This is a genomic window from Marivirga arenosa (assembly GCF_030503895.2).
In the GTDB taxonomy this organism is placed as follows: domain Bacteria; phylum Bacteroidota; class Bacteroidia; order Cytophagales; family Cyclobacteriaceae; genus Marivirga; species Marivirga arenosa.
Window position 1 is genome coordinate 421,627 of record NZ_CP129970.2, and the last position, 19,496, is coordinate 441,122.

Below are 19,496 nucleotides of genomic sequence, written 5' to 3' on the forward strand. Positions count from 1 at the left end.
CAGGTTTTGAAAACCTGACAGGTCTTTTATTCTAATGTTATATTTAAAATGATTCGATACCGTTTACGGTAGTGTATTTAAAACTTAAGTGCTTATCTGGGTAGATATGTTTAAATGCTGACTGAGCCATTAGAGCTGCTTCATGGAAGCCACAAAGGATTAGTTTTAATTTACCTTTATACGTATTGATATCTCCAATTGCATAAATACCTGGAACATTAGTTGAATAATCCTCAGTATTTACCTCTATTTGGTTTTTATGAATAGCTAAGCCCCAATCCGCTATAGGACCTAATTTCGGACTTAATCCAAATAATGGCACTAAGTAATCCGCTTCTAATTCCATTTCAGATTTATCTGCACCTTTAATCTTAACTGATTCTAGATGACCATTTCCTGATAAAGAAGCTAAATTACTTTTTAATAGTAGATTAATTTTACCTTCTTTGGCTAATTCAAATACTTTTTCAGCAGAATCAGGTGCACCTCTAAAAGTCTCATTTCTATGAACCAAAGTGATTTTTTTAGCAATTTTAGAAAGCTCAATAGTCCAATCTAAGGCAGAGTCACCTCCACCCGCTAAGATTACGTTTTTGTCTCTAAATTGCTCAGGATCTTTCACCATGTACGAAACACCTTTTCCTTCAAAGTCAGCTATTTCTTTCAAAGGTGGTTTACGTGGTTCAAAACAACCTAGTCCTCCCGCAATCACTACTGCTTTACAATCGATTTCAGTCCCGTCTGAGGTTTTCAAATAAAAACCTGTTGCTGTTTTTTCAACCTGATCTAATCTTTCACCCAATGTAAAAGTAGGATTAAAGGGTTCGATTTGATCCATCAAATTATCTACTAATTCTTGTGCTTTCACTTCAGGATAGCCTGGAATATCATAGATAGGTTTCTGAGGATATATTTCAGAAAGCTGTCCTCCTACTTGTGGTAGTGCATCCACTAAATGACAACGTAACTTTAATAATCCAGCTTCAAATACAGCAAATAGACCTACAGGTCCTGCTCCAATTATGCAAATATCTGTTTGTACCATTGTTTTTTGTAAGTTATTAAAGGGTATAACTTAATTTCGGCTACAAAGTTCGTATAAAAATAGTTGTTTTACTAACTATCTTAAAAAATTATACCATTCCTGCTTTAATAAGTACCTCAAATGAATCTTCCATTGTTTCTTGCATGGGTCTAAATTGGATTCCTAATTCATTTTTAATTTTAGAATTATCAGCTTTAAATGGAATATTAAGATTATTTTTCAAGAATTTACGAGTAGTCGTTTTTGACATTAAAGGTCCGATAAGCATTAATAACCATTTTGGTAAAGCCTTATTCGGAATGGGATAATCATCTCCAAATTTTGGTTGTAAATTATTCGCTAATTCAAGAAAATTAGTGTTGTGTGCAGAAGTTATATATCTACCTGAGGCCTTTGGTTTAAAGCCTGCTTGATAATGGGCATCTGCAACATCTCTAACATCCACTAGACCAATCCCAACATTAGGAACTCCCTGTTTCAAGGTCCCGTCTCCTATTTGTTTTAATATGTTATAACTTTCCGAAGTAATAGATTGTGCATTTAATGCTGGCCCTAAAACCAAGGAAGGATTAATCGTTACTAGATCCCATTGATCTTGTTGCTCATTAATTTCCCAGGCTTTCTTTTCGGCTAGGACTTTTGAATAAGAATAAGGTTGATGATGGATCGATGCAGTGGTATTCCATACATCTTCGGTTAAAACTCCATTTGGTGCTTTTTTACAATCTATTGCATCTGTATAAATAGCGGCACAACTGCTGGTTACCACCACTCTTTTTACACTTTCTGTTTTATTAGCTTGTTCCAGCACATTTTCTGTTCCTTTTACTGCTGGATCAATCAAATCTTTTTGTGGGTTTTTAAATTTTGATGTAAATGGAGAAGCCGTATGATAAACTAATTCACAACCCTTCATAGCTTCAGCATAAGAGCCATCTTCTAATAAATCGGCTTTAAAATAATTTATCGATCCTTTTGAATCCTTGGCGATTTCGTCTAGATGTCTGATTTTCTCCTTATTATCAGGGTTTCTAACTGCAGCATGAACGGTTATACCTTCATCCAGTAATTTTTTAACTAACCATCCGGCAACATAGCCTGTAGCGCCTGTCACTAATACAGGTTTTGTTTTATCAATTTCAGTCATAGCAAAGTTTTATATGGCTGTAATTACGATGCTAGAAATATATAGTTTAGAATAAGAGAATTTTGAATTATAAAAAGCTTCGAATGGCAATAGTTTCAATGAAGTGAATTATTAATTCGATATTAACAGATTTGACAATAGATAAAATTAAACTTATCCAGTTTCTTTTGATATGATACAATCAGTTAATCAATTTTAAATGGGCAAGTCAGAAATATTATTTGTTCAAACAATAAGTAAATTGATAACATTACCAAGTTCGTTATTATCAGCAGAGGAAAAAGATAAGTTCCTGGGAAAAATCACCCAGTTCAAAATAAATGGAACAAATTTCGAATCAGCAAAATATTATGAAGAAGATCGATACCTACTAATAACTGGTAACCATATTGATTTTGTACTAATTGGGTTAAAGGATTATATAGCTAAACATCATCATTTTTATGATTACATGAATAAAAAAGGTAAAATTGGAGTAATTTATGATTACTCATCACCACCACAGTTTCAATTCAATAGAACATCTGCAGTATCATATGATTCAATTATTAATGCCTTAAATAGCATAAAAACAAATGACTGTGAAACGCAGAAATCAATTAATCAATTATCTGATAGTTTACAGCAGCTCATAGAGTTTTAGATTCTTGGTAGCTTTAAAGAAAACTTACAAACTCAAGAATAGAATCTTTATGGAGATTTCTATATCTAATGTTCTTATCATGAAGAAAGATATGATTATGTATTTTATAGAGGATTAAGAGATATTATTCAATTTAGAAACTCTTGCCAGTCTCGTTAACTCTGAAGAATTACTTTCAAAATATGAGTAAATGTCTTCCTCATTATTTTTGATTAAATGACCCAAGGAAATCATTACATCTAATGGTTCTTTACAAGTGAATGAGGAAATTGTTCTGGAAATATGATCAACAAATGCAGCAATTTTCACTCCTTCTTTATTTTCAAAAGTAACCCATACTCCTCTCAACTCTGCATTGTCAATATGAAGAGATAAAGTTGGAGTTAACTGGATGGGTTGATGGTTTGTCATAGTTTTAACTTACATCTTCAAATATAATAATTCAACTTAATTCTTTGACATAAAAGAACAGAGGTTGGTCGAAAAAATGCAATGATAACTTTAAACTTAGCTTTATAAAAATGACTCCGTCTACAGACCCGTATATTTATATCATTGATTATTTATATAGAAAAAGTGAATATTGCTACACGAAGAATTATTCTGAGGATTTCTTTATAGCCTCTGAAGGACTGATATTATAATATTCCTTGAAACATTGAGAAAAATAAGAAGGATTATCAAAACCAACCTTATAAGCTACCTCAGCAATTGTAGTTTCCCCTTTTAAATATTTAAATGATTTTTTAAGTCTGTATTGACGTATATATTCATTTGGAGAAATATTAATGAGTGACTTTAATTTTCTGTTTAAGGTACTTTTACTCATACCAAAATGTACTGTTAAATTATTTATTCCTAATTCAGTATCATCTAGATTTTGATCTAAAAACTTATTTAACTTACCTAAGAAAGGATTTGTCCTCTTAATCGAATCTTGATTAGTATTCTTAGAAAATATTTGATTGAATAAGTACTGACGTAGTTTTAATTTTTTACTTTTTAAATTCCCAATAATTAATTCTAGCTCCTGAAAATGAAATGGCTTTGTGAGATAAGCATCTGCGCCTGACGATAAACCTTCTTCCTTTGAATTTTGAGCACTACGAGCACTTAAAATAATAAATTGAATATGAGCAGTAGATTCACTATTTTTTGCAAGCTTAATTAATTCATATCCATTAATTTCTGGCATCATTACATCGGTTATAACAATATCAGGCATTTGTTTTTGTATTACTTCCCATGCCATTCTGCCATTATTTGCGGTGATTACATTATGGTTTTCTTCTAATATTTCGGATATAAAAGAAAGTAATTCTTCATTATCATCAACTATTAAAATAAGTTCTTGATCATCATGAACAAAATTCTTCAAAGCATCCTTTCCACCTATAACTTGTCTTGATTCGGGACTTTCATTTGCTTTAACAACTGAAAATTTAAGTTTAAAAAGACTACCTTTTCCAAGTGTACTTTCAACACTGATCTCTCCACCAATGAGTTTTGTAAGCTCCTTTACCAAGGCTAATCCTATTCCTGTCCCACCAAAATCTCTAGTTGTAGAATCATCTACCTGATAAAATCTATCGAAAAGCTTTTCTTTAGCGGATTCAGGAATCCCTCGACCTGTATCCTTTACTTTAATTATAACATTACTATTTTGAGGCTCAGCATTATCTTTAATACTTAAAGACAGTAAAACTTTACCTCCTGAATCAGTAAACTTAATAGCATTACTTAATAAGTTATATAAAATTCTTTCAAGATGTGGTTGATTAAAGAAATAATGACTGTTTGAAGCACCTTCAAATTGTAGAATAATGTTTTTACTATTAGCCGTAACTTTAAAGTCGTTCACAATTGTCTGACAAAATTCAGTTATATCTCCTACTGCAACATTATTTTTCATATTGCCTGATTCAATTTTATTAATGTCTAATAATTGATTTACAAGCTTTAATAATTGATTAGCATTTTTATAAGTTGAATTTAAAATTCTGCTTACTTCTTGGGAAGGATTCTCCTTATTCAGATATCTTTCCAAAGGTGTTAAAATCAGAGTAAGTGGAGTTCTGAATTCATGAGTTACATTAGAAAAGAAGCGTGTCTTCATTTCATCCATTTCGCGAAGCCTAGCAGCTTCCTTCTGGTTAAAAATAAGATTCTGATTTCTGATTAACCGGTTTTTGTAATTTCTCCATATGATAAAAAAAACTGAAAAAGTTAATAGCGCATACAACAAAAATGCCCACCAGCTAAACCAAGGCGGAGGACTGATTTTTATAATAATTGTTTTGATCTTATCACTCCAAATGCCATCAGAATTACTAGCATTTAAAAGTAATTCATAATTTCCTGGTCGTACATTATCTAATCGAAAAGCACTTTGGTTTTCTAAAGTAATCCAAGACGAATTATATTCTTTTAATTGATATCTTAATCTTGATTTTTCTAAATCATTATAATGAGTTGAAGCAATTTCGAATGTTAAATTATTTTGAAAGTATTCTAATTCCAATTCGGTTAATTCGGCAAAGCTTTGAGACATTAAGGATGAATCTGGATTATAGGCAACACTCTTCTCGTTTATTTTCAAACCGACTATTTCTGTAGAAGGATTAAATTGATCAACTTTAAAACCATAGGGATTTAGAATGATTAGGCTATTCATTCCACCAAATGCCATTCTTCCATCTTTTAGTTCTAAATTATGATTTCTATTGAATTCGCTTTCGAGTAACCCATCTTTTAAACTGTAATTTGTAAACCTTTCAGTCAATTTGTTAAATCTATTTAGCCCATTAAAAGTGGGTATCCATAAATTCCCTATTGAATCTTCTAAAATCCCTGTAACATTATCGTTTGATAGTCCATTTTTAAGCGTGTAACGTTTAACTACTTCTTCCTTCTGCTTATCCCACTTTACCAGCCCTCCAGTAAGCCCCCCAATCCATATAATATTAGACGAATCCTTATCTTGATGTAAATCAATAAAACCTGTTGATATAGTATTTAAATTAAAAGTTTTTTTAATACTTCCTTTCTCGACCCTAATAAAATCATTATTCTCTAATAGAATCCATTGGGAGCCTTGATCAGATAAAAAGTCTTGAACAAAGGGACCATCTCTACTATAACTCTCCATTAATTTAATTGAATCAGGAATTGCATTAAGATCATAATCCTTCCAAAAAAATAGGGTCAGATATTTATCAATTGCCCAAAGCCCCTCATTTGATGAGGATAATCCACAAATTTCTTTTTGATAGATATCTGCTAGATTTAACTTCTTCAATCGATTATTTCCAACGATATATACTATTCTTTGGTCACCAAAGCCATATCCTTCCTGTGTAATAAGTAGCTTTCCCTTTGGAGTATAGGAGTATCTTAAGCCATATGTAGCACGATTTTTCAACCAATTTTCAGGAATATTTTCTAGAGGAATTTCAAATTCATTCCTAAGTAGATCTACAACAAAATTGTACTCAAGAGCTGAGGAATGCACAGCCCCTTTATTTAAATCAATCTTAAATAATCCATTGGCGTCAGTCCCCACCCAAAGTACATTCGTATTATCTACCAATAGCGCATTTACTTTCAGGTCAGATCTGCCTGGGTAATGCCAAAGAATCTCATATTCATTTTCAATAGTGTAACGGACTATGTAATCACCCACACTTGATATCACACCCCCTTGTTTATCACTAGTACAAATATGGTTAAACCTTGCATTTGGTATGTTAAGCTGACTAAAGTCTAACTTTTCACCTTTATCTGACTCGGGAAAGTATCTACCAAAAAAATATTCTGAATCGTAAAACATGCTTCCATCGGCTAAAATAATATTCTGCTTAGGTTTTAAGGTATGATACAAATTAACCTCAGTATTTAGCTTTTTATAAGAGTCAAAATTTTTATCTAAAAGGTAAAACGCACTATCTGTTAAAACATAAAATCCACCATCTGGATGAGGGGTATAGCTGTAAATTCTTTTAAACTGTTTTTTTTGCTTGTTTTTAAAGGCTCTTACGAGCTCTTTTTTAGTTGAATCGAAAAGTAGGAAATAATCATCATTTGCGGTAAACCAATACCCATTCCCCCCATTTAAAAAATTTAATGTTTTGCCAAAATCAAATTTTAAAGGAAATTTATCAATACTAGCTTTTAAAAAAGGTTTCGGATTGTTATCTACCTCAAAAGTTCGTGTATTTATTACATTTACCACACCTTGTGGGAAAAGAAGCCATAACAGATGATTATCTCCTAAATATATGTCATTTAATTGATTGCTAGAAAGCCGTTGGCCTTGAGGAGATACAGTATTGAATATTTTGAAATTCTTTCCGTCAAAGCGCGCTAAACCATTCATAGTTGCAACCCATATAAAGCCATCCTTATCCTGAATGATTCTTGAAATAAAAGCTTGAGGCAATCCCTGATCCGTAGTATAATGTATGTACTGATTATGCTTAACCTCAATTGATTGACTAAATCCATTGAGAAAATTACCAAGTGTAACTAATAGTAAGAGAACAGTTTTTTTCATGAAAACCAAAAAGGATAGTTTTCAATTTAATAGAATTTATCAAAATAAAATAAATCTATTAATTATATTTTAAATACAATTAATTTTAATACTTATGCGGATATTTTTAGATGAAATATTACAAAAAAAAAGACTACCCCTGATTAGGAGCAGTCTTTTACTATTAACCTAAAAAACTAATTTACCTTGCAGGACCTCGATTAATTTTAAACCAAAAAGATGAATTACTCGGATCTCCATTATCTTTAGCATCTAAAATATCCTGACTATTAAAAGTATAATTCAGAAATGCTCCTGTAGAATTCAATTGATTTTGCATACTGAATCTTCTATTATTAGTTTCGGAGCGCCTTACAATTAGCCAATTGCTATTTGGCGAATCTAATGTTGTTAATTGCAAACTACTGATGTCACCATCATCAAAATTAGTATCTCTTAAATAATCGTTCGTAAATAGACGGTGGTTCAAAGTATACCTTCCATTTGATTCATTTCTATTAAAGCCAAAATGCCCAGTTCTGTTTCCAGAAATAGAACCAAGTTCTATTTCTTTATTTGATGAACTTCTAACTTTTATGAAACCGCTAGACCCTAGTGCATCTGGTTGTATTGTATACCAATATAAACTACTAAATTGAATGGTTGTAAAAGTCACATCTCTCGTTCTACTAGTTACATTATTGTATATATCTTTTAATCCTGCTGCAACTTCAATCCTGTATTCTGTCTCGAATTCAGTAAAATCTGCATTGGGATTTATTACTATATCACCATCCACTATAGATAACGTTATAGGCACTGTATTAGCTCCTTGTTTCATCGTTATAAGTCCAGCATCTAAATTTGATTGAGCTAAATCATTGGTTCCTGATATGATAAAATTATCCCTTAGCTCTCTATTGTCATTTTCAGAGGATGACACCACGTTTGACAAACTAAAATCGAAATTTGCGGTGGTGAATTTTGAGGTAAAAGCAGAAGCCAAACTATTACCTGCTAAATCTTTAACACCAGTACTTACTCTAACTTCATATTCAGTATTACCATATACTTTTTCACTAACTCTTATCTTGACAGTACTTGCATTATCACCTTCCTCCACAGTAATTGCCACTTCTGACTCTCCTCTGAAGACTTTAAAATTTGTATCATTTCGTGTGTTAGGGTCTATAGCTTCGGAGAATACAATATCTGCACCCAAGAAGGATTGGCTAACATTTGTTGCACCTGATTCTGGATCAATGGACTGAATCGTTGGGGCTGTTGCGTCACCATCGATTGTAAAAGTAGAAGTAAATTCTTGTTCTAAAGTATTACCATTTACGCTGGCTAATGAAGATTCAATGGTCAATGTATGCATAATACCTGCCTCCCAGCCTGAATCTCTTGTCAGAACTATTCGAGAACGGTCTGATTCAGGAATAGTACCACTAAATCCCAAAGTTTGTGAAGAATTTGAAACAATTATTTTAAAAGTTGTTTGTCCTATTGAATTAGCGTCTAATTCTTCATCAAATTGAATGACTATCTCCGCATCCTCTGCTACACCTGTAGCACCAGATTCAGGCGAAATACTAATTACTCTTAAATAATCTTTAGTCGTAAAGCTTATTTCATTTCCATATGTAGTTCCAATGTCATTTGTAGCGTAAGCACGCACAAAATATTCAGTATTAGCTTCCAATTCGGATAACTCAGATGTAAAACTACCAGCTCCTTCTCCTTCTTCTGTAAAGCTATCACTTAAGGTTGGTTTAGAAGACTTTGACCATACTATACCTTTTTGTAAGATATTCTCTCCAGTAATTTCTCCTCCTGATATTGCAGCCACTTCACCAATACTCGTAATTTCATTTGTAGTGATATCTATTGCTAATGCATTAGTTGTAAATTCAACCGCATCTGCATACACTCTTTCTTCACCTGATGTAACATAACCAACAGCAAAATAGGTCGTTTCTGGCTCCAGTCCAGTAATAGTAACCGATATTTGTCCATCACCAGAGGATTCTCCTTTTGGTTCTGCATTATCTAATGTTAAATCCGCATTTTCTCCTATTAAAACACCTTTCAATTCTGCAGACTCGCCTTCAACAGTTGCTGAAAATACAACCTCAACGGGTGAATTAAGTGTTATTGATTCTGAGCTTATGGTAGGTAAATCTGCTAAAGTCTCAAATTGTTTTTCTTCACCATAAATTGTACCGGATGAACCTGTCGCAAAAGCTCGGTAGAAATAATTAGTTGAAGGCTGAAGATCTGAAATCGTACTTGTGAAAGAACCTTCTCCAGATCCTTCAGAACTTATTTCATCATCTGTAGTAGGGTCACCGGAGGTATTGTAAACAATTCCCTTTAGCGTGACATCATCACCCTGAACTTCCCCTTCAAGCGTAGCCGAGTTGGGTGTAATTTCTGAAGCATTTAGGGTTGAGACTTCAATATCTGGAGTGGGGTCTGTCTCCGTATTGTTGCAACCATTAATAATAATAGTTGACAAAATGATGATTAGGCTGAAATTCAAATTTAATTTAATTATTTTCATACTGTTAGTTTTTTTGCTAAACTAGATTAGTACGACATAATAAATTATCAATATTGGTTCAAATCCTATGAATTTTGATTCAAAACTGGTTAAGCATGAATTAAAGTGACCTTTGTATAAAAAACAAATGAACTCTTAAAAACGAAAAAAGCCTAACTCAATAGAGCTAGGCTTGCAACAATTTAAAACAAAATAGGTTAGTTCGCACATTCTACATCTTGAAGATCTTCATCCCAGCAATGGAAATCTGTATCCCCAAAATATTTCTCACTTTTTACTCTACCGAATTTTAATTCTTGATTCCAATATATTTCAATCAAATCCCCTGATTCAGTATTTGAAATCTCAACAGAACGATCTAAATTATTTTCATCATCTATGGCATAGTTGATGTAACTCCCTAATAAGTCACCTTCCTTTTCAATAGTAAAATTAGCATTTGCTACAGTTTGAGCCTCATTTCTTGACCAATCAGCAGTTATCCATGCAGTTGGCTTTTGTGGGCTTTCATAGAGTGTCCAGGTACCGCTATTTCCATCTATATTAGACTGACCATCAAACCAAACAAAGTTTTCTACATTTAGTGACGTTGATGAAATTGAACCTACCCAATTCACATTAGCATCCACTACATCAGCTGTTAAACGGATTGAAAAATCATTTGCATTATTAGTAAATGAAGTTTCCCATACCCATACTCCACTATCAGTATCATATATTGGATTTTGACTTATGGTAGCTTTAAAAGCGGTTACTGGAATTGCTAATCCACCTGTTAATATTGCTGAATAAACCCCTACATTTAAAGCAGAATAAAACCAGTTCTCTATAGTTTGATTTCTTTGATTATTATCTGCTTTGAAATCATCGAAGTTAGGAGCCATTGAATATTCTGGTGGTAATACGGGCTTAGGATCTTGTTCAGCTTCATTATCTGAATTACAAGCTGTGAACAATATGCTTATACTAAGCATTAAACTCAATAATTTCTTCATAATTGTATTGTCTATTGTGTTATACAAAGATACCCAAAAGATCAATTTGGTTGGAACTGATGTAATAAATTAGATACGATTGTTAGAAACCTTCATTTTAAGAAAGGTTTTCATATATACTTTCCAATATACGCTTGAATTCTTTAAAGTCTTTTTCTGAAAGATTCTCCCAAGCCTTCATCCTTATGTTCTGTACTTCTGGTAAACATTCGTTTACCAATTTATCCCCATCATTTGTTAAAGCAATCATAAAGCTTCTTCTATCAGCTGGATGTGGTTTCCTCTCTATCAAACCTTTATCTTTCAAAAGATCTATAATTCGAGTCATGGTAGGATGATCTTTAAAAGTATTAGTTGCCAATTCCCTTTGGTTTACTTCACCTTTATCGTGCAATTGTTTTAAAACTGCCCATTGATCAATGGTAATAGTCCAGCCTAATTCTCGAAAGCGTTGCTTGGCGTATTGCTTTACCCTTTTTGCAGTTTTATCAAGTAAAAAAGAATAACGACTATATTTTTCAGCTTCTTGCATTCTCAATAGTTAGTATAACAACTACAAAGATAAAGAATGAAAAATTAAAACTACTGGTTTGTTGTGGTAACATAGGTTATAGTTTTGAACTAAACATCCTCTGCAGAAATAAAAACTTTTGTAATAGGAAACAATATATGCGTTAGCTGTAAAGAAAAATAAGCTAACACAGATAATCTTAAAATGATTTACCTAAGAACTATATTAGTGCAGGACTTCCTCCCCTACCACAGCCACCACAATAGTTTATTTACCTAGAAATTCAAATCCTGCGTATTTTGAATTTCTAGGAATTGAATTGTTAAAAAAGGAATATTTAGTTCCAGCTTCCTATTAATTAAGATGATACATGAAAGACCTTTATTCGAAATAGCAGGACAAACTTCATTCAAATTACACACTACAATATTGAAAATAGGTATTTCTAATCTTTAATCTAATTCGAACTTCGAGTTCAAATCTATAATCGGAAAATGGTTAAAAACTATAATATGAAACACCAATGGAAAAGAAAAAGCTAAGGTTTGAACCAATAATCAAAAAACAAACCCATAAGTCTAAAAATTTACATTTAATTTCTTTTTCGAAAATTATGCCTCAGGTGTAGTCAATAATTTGAAAAGGTAAGGGCATAGCAAAAAAATCAGTTAAATCCTTTCAAAACAAAAATTATATATACCATAATACTCAATACCCCGTTACATAAATGGAAAATATAAGTAACTAAAATACAATACTTCCGACAAGAATTATGAAGTTACTTATTCCTTATTGTTCCTCCACCAATGCGCTACATGTCTGGCTGGTGCTAAAAAGTAGATTGCATTCAAATTTCCGTCAATTCATTCGATAGCAATCAAATGTTCTTTGAAGAAAGGGGTTCCGTTTGTTAACATTCCCTCAACTCTCACTACATAGTAGCCACTCTGATCGGAAGAAAAAAAGGTTTCTGAAGCAATACTATCTTCAAATGTTAAATCTGGATTCCAGTGCAAAGTTGTTCGGTAATCAGGAACGCCATGCTGTTCCTCAACTATACTATAGTTTGGCTGGTAAAATTCTTTGGATTTGTGATAGCCTGGATTTAAAAATACTGATAATCCGTCTGATTTGGTTTCTCTATTAGGGTAAACTTGCTTCCCCCTCCTCGTAAAAATTGCAACAACACCAGTAGCACCTCTTGTACCATAAATTGCCGCATCCGCTCCCTTCAAAACGTCTATTAGCAAGACATCTTCTATTTGTATTGAGTTGATTACATCAACATCTACAGGTATATTATCGAGAAAAAAAGCAGCTCCCTTTTCCGACCTAAATGAATTTAACCCTCTAATAATAACCAATTCACCACGAGGTCTACCAACAACAAATACTCCAGGCACTCGTCTTAAGTAATCAAATACTGTAAAACCTTGCACTACTCCTACCGAATCCAACATTATTCTACTGCTCGGCTTTTCATATATAGTATTTATTCCCAGGCTGCTTTCTTCAAGTCTATTTCCTCTAGCAACAACTTCTTCAAGCATTATTGTCTGGTCTTGCAAAAAATAAGCCTCTGAAATTTGATTCAGCTTTTTCACCTTATCAATATATTTTCTATTAGCACCGTTATTATGTACTGAAAAAGCATTTATTTCGGGTCTTTTGCAGTATTGCTGTTCTACTTTGGCATCCTTATATTTCATAATTCTACCATTTTTTTCTTTATACACCTGCACAAACACCATTGTGCTATCCATTAATACAAGATCGCTAACCTGAAAGCTGCCATCATCACTGGTCAATAGAAGAGTATCAGTCATCAATCCTATTGCAGGAATAGTTACAGTGATTGAAAGGTCTGTACTTATTTTACCTTTTTTGGAATCACTTACTTGCCCCCCTATTTTCAGTCCTTTTTCTGGCATAAACTGAGGAGAGTAATCAATTGAATCCAATAAAATATCCCAGTTGAATCTTGACCAGCCATGAGATAGCATCAAGAGGTCAAGTGATGCATATGCTTTTTTAGTACCGGTAAAATAGTATTCAGGAGATTCAATTTTTCCTTTTAAGTCTGAATTCAATAGGAAATAGTTCTTAATATTCTCACCGTTTTTATCGTAGGAAGATTCTTCCAAGGGATTAATGGTAAGTGAGGCAGTTCTTACCGAATCGTTGTTTGCAACTATTTCTATGTTCACTTCGGATCTTTTTTTATAAGTCTTTTGATCAGTGCTTATTTCTATTTGAGGATCAAATAAATTAGGATTGGCAAAAAGCAAACGCTCTGAAAGCGGCACTTGATTCCGATCGAAAAAAGTAAAGTGAACTATACCAGTTCCCAATTCTGATTTATCAATCTTTACAACCATAGATGAGCTATCCATACACTTCTTACTTATTAGAAGTTGCCCTCTTTTATGCACTACAAGTGTACCCTCTTTTAAATCTAATCGATTAGCTTGAACACCAACATGTAGCCCAGCAGAATTAGGGTAATGAATTATTTTAATTGCAGCTCCAGCTTTCTTTACACTAGGGAGCTTGAAAGTATCACCTTCAATTAATGCGAAATAGGATTTGCCATATTTTGGTACAATAAAGCTTAAACCGTAGCCTAAGACATCCGATTCGAATTCTGTGATTTCTTCCCCCAAATCATCTATAATTACCCCCTCTACTTGCAAATCAAGAAGATTTTCGCGAGAAATTTTAATAGCAACCTTCGAGGGTATTTGATCGATAAAATCTCCGCCTTCAGGAAAAAAGTCTGCGATGATTTTATTTTTTTGTTTTTTTTGACTCTCGGTATTTGAAATATCTGATGTGATAAGTGGATTGATTACAGGAAAGTAATGCTCATAAAAAAATTCTTGGTCAAGGTTTCGCATCCATTGCGTGTAAGCTCTTATTTTGTAATTCCCTGATTTTAAGTTAGGTTTTAAGTCGAAACTACCGTGTGCAGTACCACCTTCAATCAAAAGTGCTAATGAATCTACTATTATTTTTTCCTCAGAGATCAGTTCAACATACAAGGTGCTACTCACATTTGTTGGAAGATGTGATACAGCATTGGTTACATAAGCCTTAAACCATACACTTTCACTGGCACCATATTGTGGTTTGTCAAAATGAAGATATACTTTCTCTTGCTGACTTTGGGAAATAAATTTGTCTAATGCCTGCTTATATACGGTTTGTGCATTAACAAAAGAAAAGCTAAAAAATAAATAAAGAAAAGCAACTTTTTTCATTGAGTTCAATCTTGGATAAACTAATATATACTCTATTAGTGTACTTTCCTAACTAATATTTTAAAAGTTGCATTTTTATAAAGCTCCCACAGTCATCTTCTTAGGCCTATTACTCAGCCTATTATCACTACTAGAGAACGCATTCCTGATTCTATTATAATCAAGAAAGTAACTTAACCGAATTGAAAGGCTATTCATTTGGGGATGACTGAATAGGTAATCAAAATTTTCATTAAAACTCTGACCACTTTCTTCAAGATAGCTGTCTAAAGCATTTCTATAAAGGATAGTAATTTGACTACCTGGTGCAAACCACCATGAAAAGTTTAAATCCAGATTCCAGGTATTAAAGGTAACATCATAAATATTTTCTCTTTCTGTTTCTTCCGATAGTGCCCCATCATTTTCCAAACTATATAATTTAGAGTATAAAGCAGATGAATAATAATGTCTGAATATGAGATTAAGTGAGATTTTATTATTAAAAATGTAATTACCTCCAATCGAATTTTCTAATGTCACTCTATCCCTTTGTCCAAATATGATCTCTTCCTCATCCATATCCACAAAACCTTGCTCTTTAAATGATTCATTTACGAATAGGCCATAACGTAAACTGAATTTATTCGAAAAACGATATCTTGGATTTAAACTACTCACCAATGTACTTCTTCCTTCCTCAAAGAAATTGTACCAATCTACAAAACCATCAAAAGCAAAAGCTTTCCTAAAATCTGTATTCATCCACACCCATTGATCATGATAACCCGGGAACTCTACATAACGACCATTAACTCTTGGCTCGTAAAAATCATTGTTTTCAAAAGGCCTAAGTTCAAAACCTCCTCCAAAATTAAAGAAGTCTTTCGTGGTGAAACTAGAATTAAAATTAAAGGTCACATGACTAAATAAATCTGGTTCTAGTCTTCTAAAATGGAAAAGGTTAAAGTTTAGAAACATATTATTCAGATTTCCTTTTGGCTGTAAATAACGATAGCCATAATACCCAATATATCTTACGTAATTAGTATTGGTAGAAAATCCCAAATCATTAATATTATAATCTAAGGTTCTTAAATCTATTTGGCCAGACATTCGGTGCTCGCCACTTATTTTATTCGCCCTGGCCTGAATTTCGGTTCCAAAAACAGTTTCATTATTTTCAAATACCCAACTCCCTTCAGTGCTGGCGCTATAATTCCATGTATTGGCTTTATTTGTATGATTAATATACAATCCTGTAGCATTCGCATCTCTAAAATCTCCCAACCTGGTGACATTGGTATTCACTACAGATACAGAACTATTATCTCCGTATCTTTGATCCAAAACGGTTATATTATAATTAGTGTAGGGCTCAACTTTCTCCGATCTCAGCTCATTCGTTTCTATATTTCTGACACTTGCAAAAGCTTCGTTGGTAACGGCATTGAAAACGCCAATTCCCAATCCACTTTCTGTTCTGCCTGAAACTTTACTAGCATTGATTAAATCAACCTTATCAGGCTGAAATTCTAACTCTTCATTGTCACCTGCCTCAACTTCAGAAGAAGGTCTACCTCCAATACGCCTAGAATAGAATAAATCTCCTTTGGAGAATAGCTCGGTACCTTCCGTGAAAAATGGCCTTTGTTCAGCAAATTGTACTTCAAATGCGGATAAGTTTAATACATTATTGTCAAATCGTGCTTGACCAAAGTCAGGGATAAGAATCATATCAAGAGTAAATGCATCTGAAATTCCATATTTTAAATCTAAGCCCCCATTGAAATTATAATTGGTCTTGCCATCATAATTATTGGCATAAGCAGAAACATAGGGCTGGAAAGATAAGCGTGTTGGCGTATCAATATTTTTAATGCCGTGAATTTCTCCATCATATAATGAAAATGCTCCTTTTTTATTATCGACATGGTTCCAACTGTATCGCGTTCGAGTTCTAAATACTTCCCTTTCCATATTTAAGCCCCATTCTTGAATTTGTTTCTTAGGAAATCTCAAAATAAAATACGGTATAAATACTTCTGCCACCCATCCCTCTTCAGTTATACTCACCTCACTATACCAAACTGCATCCCAAGAGTTATCTTCTTGTCCATTGGTCATTTTTGCATCATACTGAACGCCCGCAGCAGTTACTATAAATTGCATACTTTGCTGTCGGTCATTGTATCCGTTAAGAAGGATAAAAAAGAAGTCATCTGCACCTATATCATCTCTTTCCGTTAATTCAGTTGCAATTTTATGAGGCTCTGGATCCTTCATTTTTGCACCAAAATAGATGCCCAAATCATCATATATAATCTTTACTTCAGTGGAAAGGCTATCGGGGATTGATCTTCCATTATTGGGGTTTCGTTCTACAAAATCAGCAGCAATTGGTGCCTCTTCCCAAGCTTCATCGTCTAATAATCCATCAATTTTTGGAGCATCAGTAACTCTAGGGATATTGATATTCTTTCTGAATATAGAATCTACCTCTTGAGAATAGCTACTAAAACTTAATAGAATCACGCTTAGTATTAGAAAATACTTCATAGTACTGGATATTTTAGTCCCGTTGATTGCTGCTAGAAATTATGCTACTGAGCCAGCTTATATAGAAGTGCTTCTAAATAGGTTGAATTAGTAGTTTGGTTTAGTGATGTTTTACAACCACAAATAGTTGCATTTATTGCAATCTTTTTCTGATGTTCAATTATTAAGCCAGTGGGAAAATCCCCATTTAAATAAAATTTACAGTGTATTCAATCATTCGATTGTTCAAAATGGAACAGTTGGTGTTCACTATTGAATTTAAATATTTCTTAATTTATAAGACATTTTAGTAGAATAAGAAGGTTCTACTTAATAAATAAATCAAATAATGTTAAATTGAAATACACTAAACCAACTGAATATGAAAGGACTACATTTTTTAAGTACGTTGCTTATAGCTTTATGCTTAGTAAGCTGCGAAAAAAAGCAACAAGCTGAAGATGAAAACGCATCATCTGAAATTGAAAAATACTCAATTGAAGAATTTTATAACAACATCAGTTATAGAGGTGGATACTTTTCTCATGATGAATCAAAATTATTGATTTCAAGTAATGCAACCGGTATTTACAATCTCTATGCGCTGCATACGGATGGATCAGGGATGGATACTTTATCCCAAAACATTGAAGAATCATGGTATGCCAATTCATACTTTCCAAATGACGATAGAATTCTTTTCTCAGCCGATAGAGGTGGAAATGAGATCAATCATATCTATTTATTAGACACGAATGGTGAAGTAACCGACTTAACTCCAACAGAAAACGAAAAGGCTTCATTTATGGGTTGGAGTAAAGACTTAAAACGCTTCAAATATACTTCTAATAAAAGAGATCCTAACTTTTTTGATATCTATGAAATGGATATTGAAAATTTCGACAGCAAAATGATATTTGAAAATAATGCTGGTGGATATCCATCTGTAATTTCTGATGATAATAATTTTGTGGCAATTGAAAAGCCTATCACTACCTCAATAAATGAATTAATGGTTGTTGAAGTTAGCAGTGGAAATAAGGTTATGGTGTCTCCGGTAAATCCAACAGCAAGTTATGGAGCACAAGAATTTAGCAAGGATAATCAATATTTATATTTCACAACAAATGATGAAAGTGAGTTTACCTATTTAAGCAAATTTAACATGACCGATAAATCTTATGAAAAGGTATATGAAGCTGATTGGGATATTTGGTATGCTAATTTTTCATGGAATGAAACCTACCAAGTAATGGGAATTAATGCGGATGCGCAAACAAAGGTTAGAATCACAAAAAATGGTGAAAAGGTAAGCCTACCTGAAATTAAAGGTGGGGATATAAATGGAGTAGATATTTCCAGAAGTGAAAATAAAATGAGATTATCCGTTGGCAGTTCAAAAATGCCTACTAACATATATGTATATGATTTTAAGACACAATCGCTTCAAAAATTAACTGAATCTTTAAATCCTAACATGAATTCAGAAGATTTAGTAGCTGGAGATGTGGTCCGCTATCCTTCATTTGATGATCTTCAAATACCTGCTATTTTATATAAACCTCATCAAGCTACAGCAGAGAATAAAACGCCTGTTTTAGTACTAGTTCATGGGGGGCCTGGTGGGCAAACAAGATTAAATTATAGTCCTTTAGTTCAATACTTAGTGAATCATGGATATGGTGTAATTGGAGTAAATAACAGAGGAAGTAGTGGCTATGGAAAATCATTTAATCGAATGGATGATCAGAAACATGGTGAAGATGATTTGATGGACTGTGTATATGCTAAAGATTTTTTAGCAACCCTAGACTGGGCAGATACGAGCCGAGTAGGAATAATTGGTGGTTCATATGGGGGATATATGGTTATGGCTGCATTAGCATTTCAACCAGAAGCTTTTGATGTTGGTGTTAATATTTTTGGTGTGACGAACTGGTTACGAACTTTAAAATCAATCCCAAGTTGGTGGGAAGCTCAAAGAACAGCTTTGTATGAAGAATTAGGTGATCCGTTTAGTGAAGATTCAGTACGGCTTAGAAGAATTTCACCTTTATTTCATGCGGGTAATATTACTAAGCCTGTAATGGTATTACAAGGAAGTAATGACCCTAGAGTTTTGCAGGTTGAGTCTGATGAAATGGTTGAAAATGTAAAAGCTAATGGAGTACCTGTAGAATATGTACTATTTCCAGATGAGGGGCATGGATTTAGAAAGAAAGAAAATGAAATTAAAGGCTATGGAAAAATTAAGGATTTCCTTGATCAATATTTGAAATAA

General features: G+C 33.1%; 11 protein-coding genes. 2 read left to right on the forward strand and 9 right to left on the reverse strand.

Going from position 1 to position 19,496, the window contains the following annotated elements; all coding sequences use genetic code 11:
- Nucleotides 1–43 precede the first annotated feature (43 nt).
- Together QYS48_RS01810 and QYS48_RS01815 are read right to left on the reverse strand one after the other, a co-directional pair.
- Nucleotides 44–1,045: an NAD(P)/FAD-dependent oxidoreductase gene (locus tag QYS48_RS01810; RefSeq protein ID WP_308357286.1), complete on the reverse strand. Its 1,002-nt coding sequence runs from the start codon at nt 1,043–1,045 to the stop codon at nt 44–46.
- Nucleotides 1,046–1,133: 88 nt separating this feature from the next.
- Entirely contained in the window at nt 1,134–2,192 is a 1,059-nt protein-coding gene (locus QYS48_RS01815; protein WP_308357287.1) for an NAD-dependent epimerase/dehydratase family protein, read from the reverse strand.
- Between the two features lie 199 nt (nt 2,193–2,391).
- Between QYS48_RS01815 and QYS48_RS01820 the strand changes: the two genes are divergently transcribed.
- Entirely contained in the window at nt 2,392–2,835 is a 444-nt protein-coding gene (locus tag QYS48_RS01820) for a hypothetical protein (RefSeq protein WP_308357288.1), read from the forward strand.
- Nucleotides 2,836–2,949: 114 nt separating this feature from the next.
- Here QYS48_RS01820 and QYS48_RS01825 read toward each other — a convergent pair whose 3' ends face one another.
- The 7 genes from QYS48_RS01825 to QYS48_RS01855 all read right to left on the reverse strand — a co-directional run bounded on the left by QYS48_RS01825 (nt 2,950) and on the right by QYS48_RS01855 (nt 17,236).
- A complete protein-coding gene (locus QYS48_RS01825; RefSeq protein WP_308357289.1) occupies nt 2,950–3,246 on the reverse strand; it encodes a hypothetical protein in 297 nt (98 codons plus the stop codon).
- A 187-nt stretch (nt 3,247–3,433) separates the two neighbouring features.
- Entirely contained in the window at nt 3,434–7,387 is a 3,954-nt protein-coding gene (locus tag QYS48_RS01830; protein WP_308357290.1) for an ATP-binding protein, read from the reverse strand.
- A gap of 181 nt (nt 7,388–7,568) precedes the next feature.
- Nucleotides 7,569–9,932 carry an Ig-like domain-containing protein gene (locus tag QYS48_RS01835; protein ID WP_308357291.1) on the reverse strand — a complete coding sequence of 788 codons (2,364 nt, stop codon included), beginning with the start codon at nt 9,930–9,932 and terminating at the stop codon, nt 7,569–7,571.
- 197 nt (nt 9,933–10,129) lie between these two features.
- Nucleotides 10,130–10,927: a hypothetical protein gene (locus QYS48_RS01840; protein WP_308357292.1), complete on the reverse strand. Its 798-nt coding sequence runs from the start codon at nt 10,925–10,927 to the stop codon at nt 10,130–10,132.
- Between the two features lie 97 nt (nt 10,928–11,024).
- Nucleotides 11,025–11,459 (reverse strand): MarR family transcriptional regulator, encoded by a 435-nt coding sequence (locus QYS48_RS01845; protein ID WP_308357293.1) that lies wholly within the window; start codon nt 11,457–11,459, stop codon nt 11,025–11,027.
- An 842-nt stretch (nt 11,460–12,301) separates the two neighbouring features.
- Nucleotides 12,302–14,698 carry a TonB-dependent receptor plug domain-containing protein gene (locus tag QYS48_RS01850; RefSeq protein WP_308357294.1) on the reverse strand — a complete coding sequence of 799 codons (2,397 nt, stop codon included), beginning with the start codon at nt 14,696–14,698 and terminating at the stop codon, nt 12,302–12,304.
- Nucleotides 14,699–14,773: 75 nt separating this feature from the next.
- Entirely contained in the window at nt 14,774–17,236 is a 2,463-nt protein-coding gene (locus tag QYS48_RS01855) for a DUF5916 domain-containing protein (RefSeq protein ID WP_308357295.1), read from the reverse strand.
- A 361-nt stretch (nt 17,237–17,597) separates the two neighbouring features.
- On the opposite strand from QYS48_RS01855, the gene QYS48_RS01860 reads away from it, so the two are divergent.
- Nucleotides 17,598–19,496 (forward strand): alpha/beta fold hydrolase, encoded by a 1,899-nt coding sequence (locus QYS48_RS01860; RefSeq protein WP_308357296.1) that lies wholly within the window; start codon nt 17,598–17,600, stop codon nt 19,494–19,496.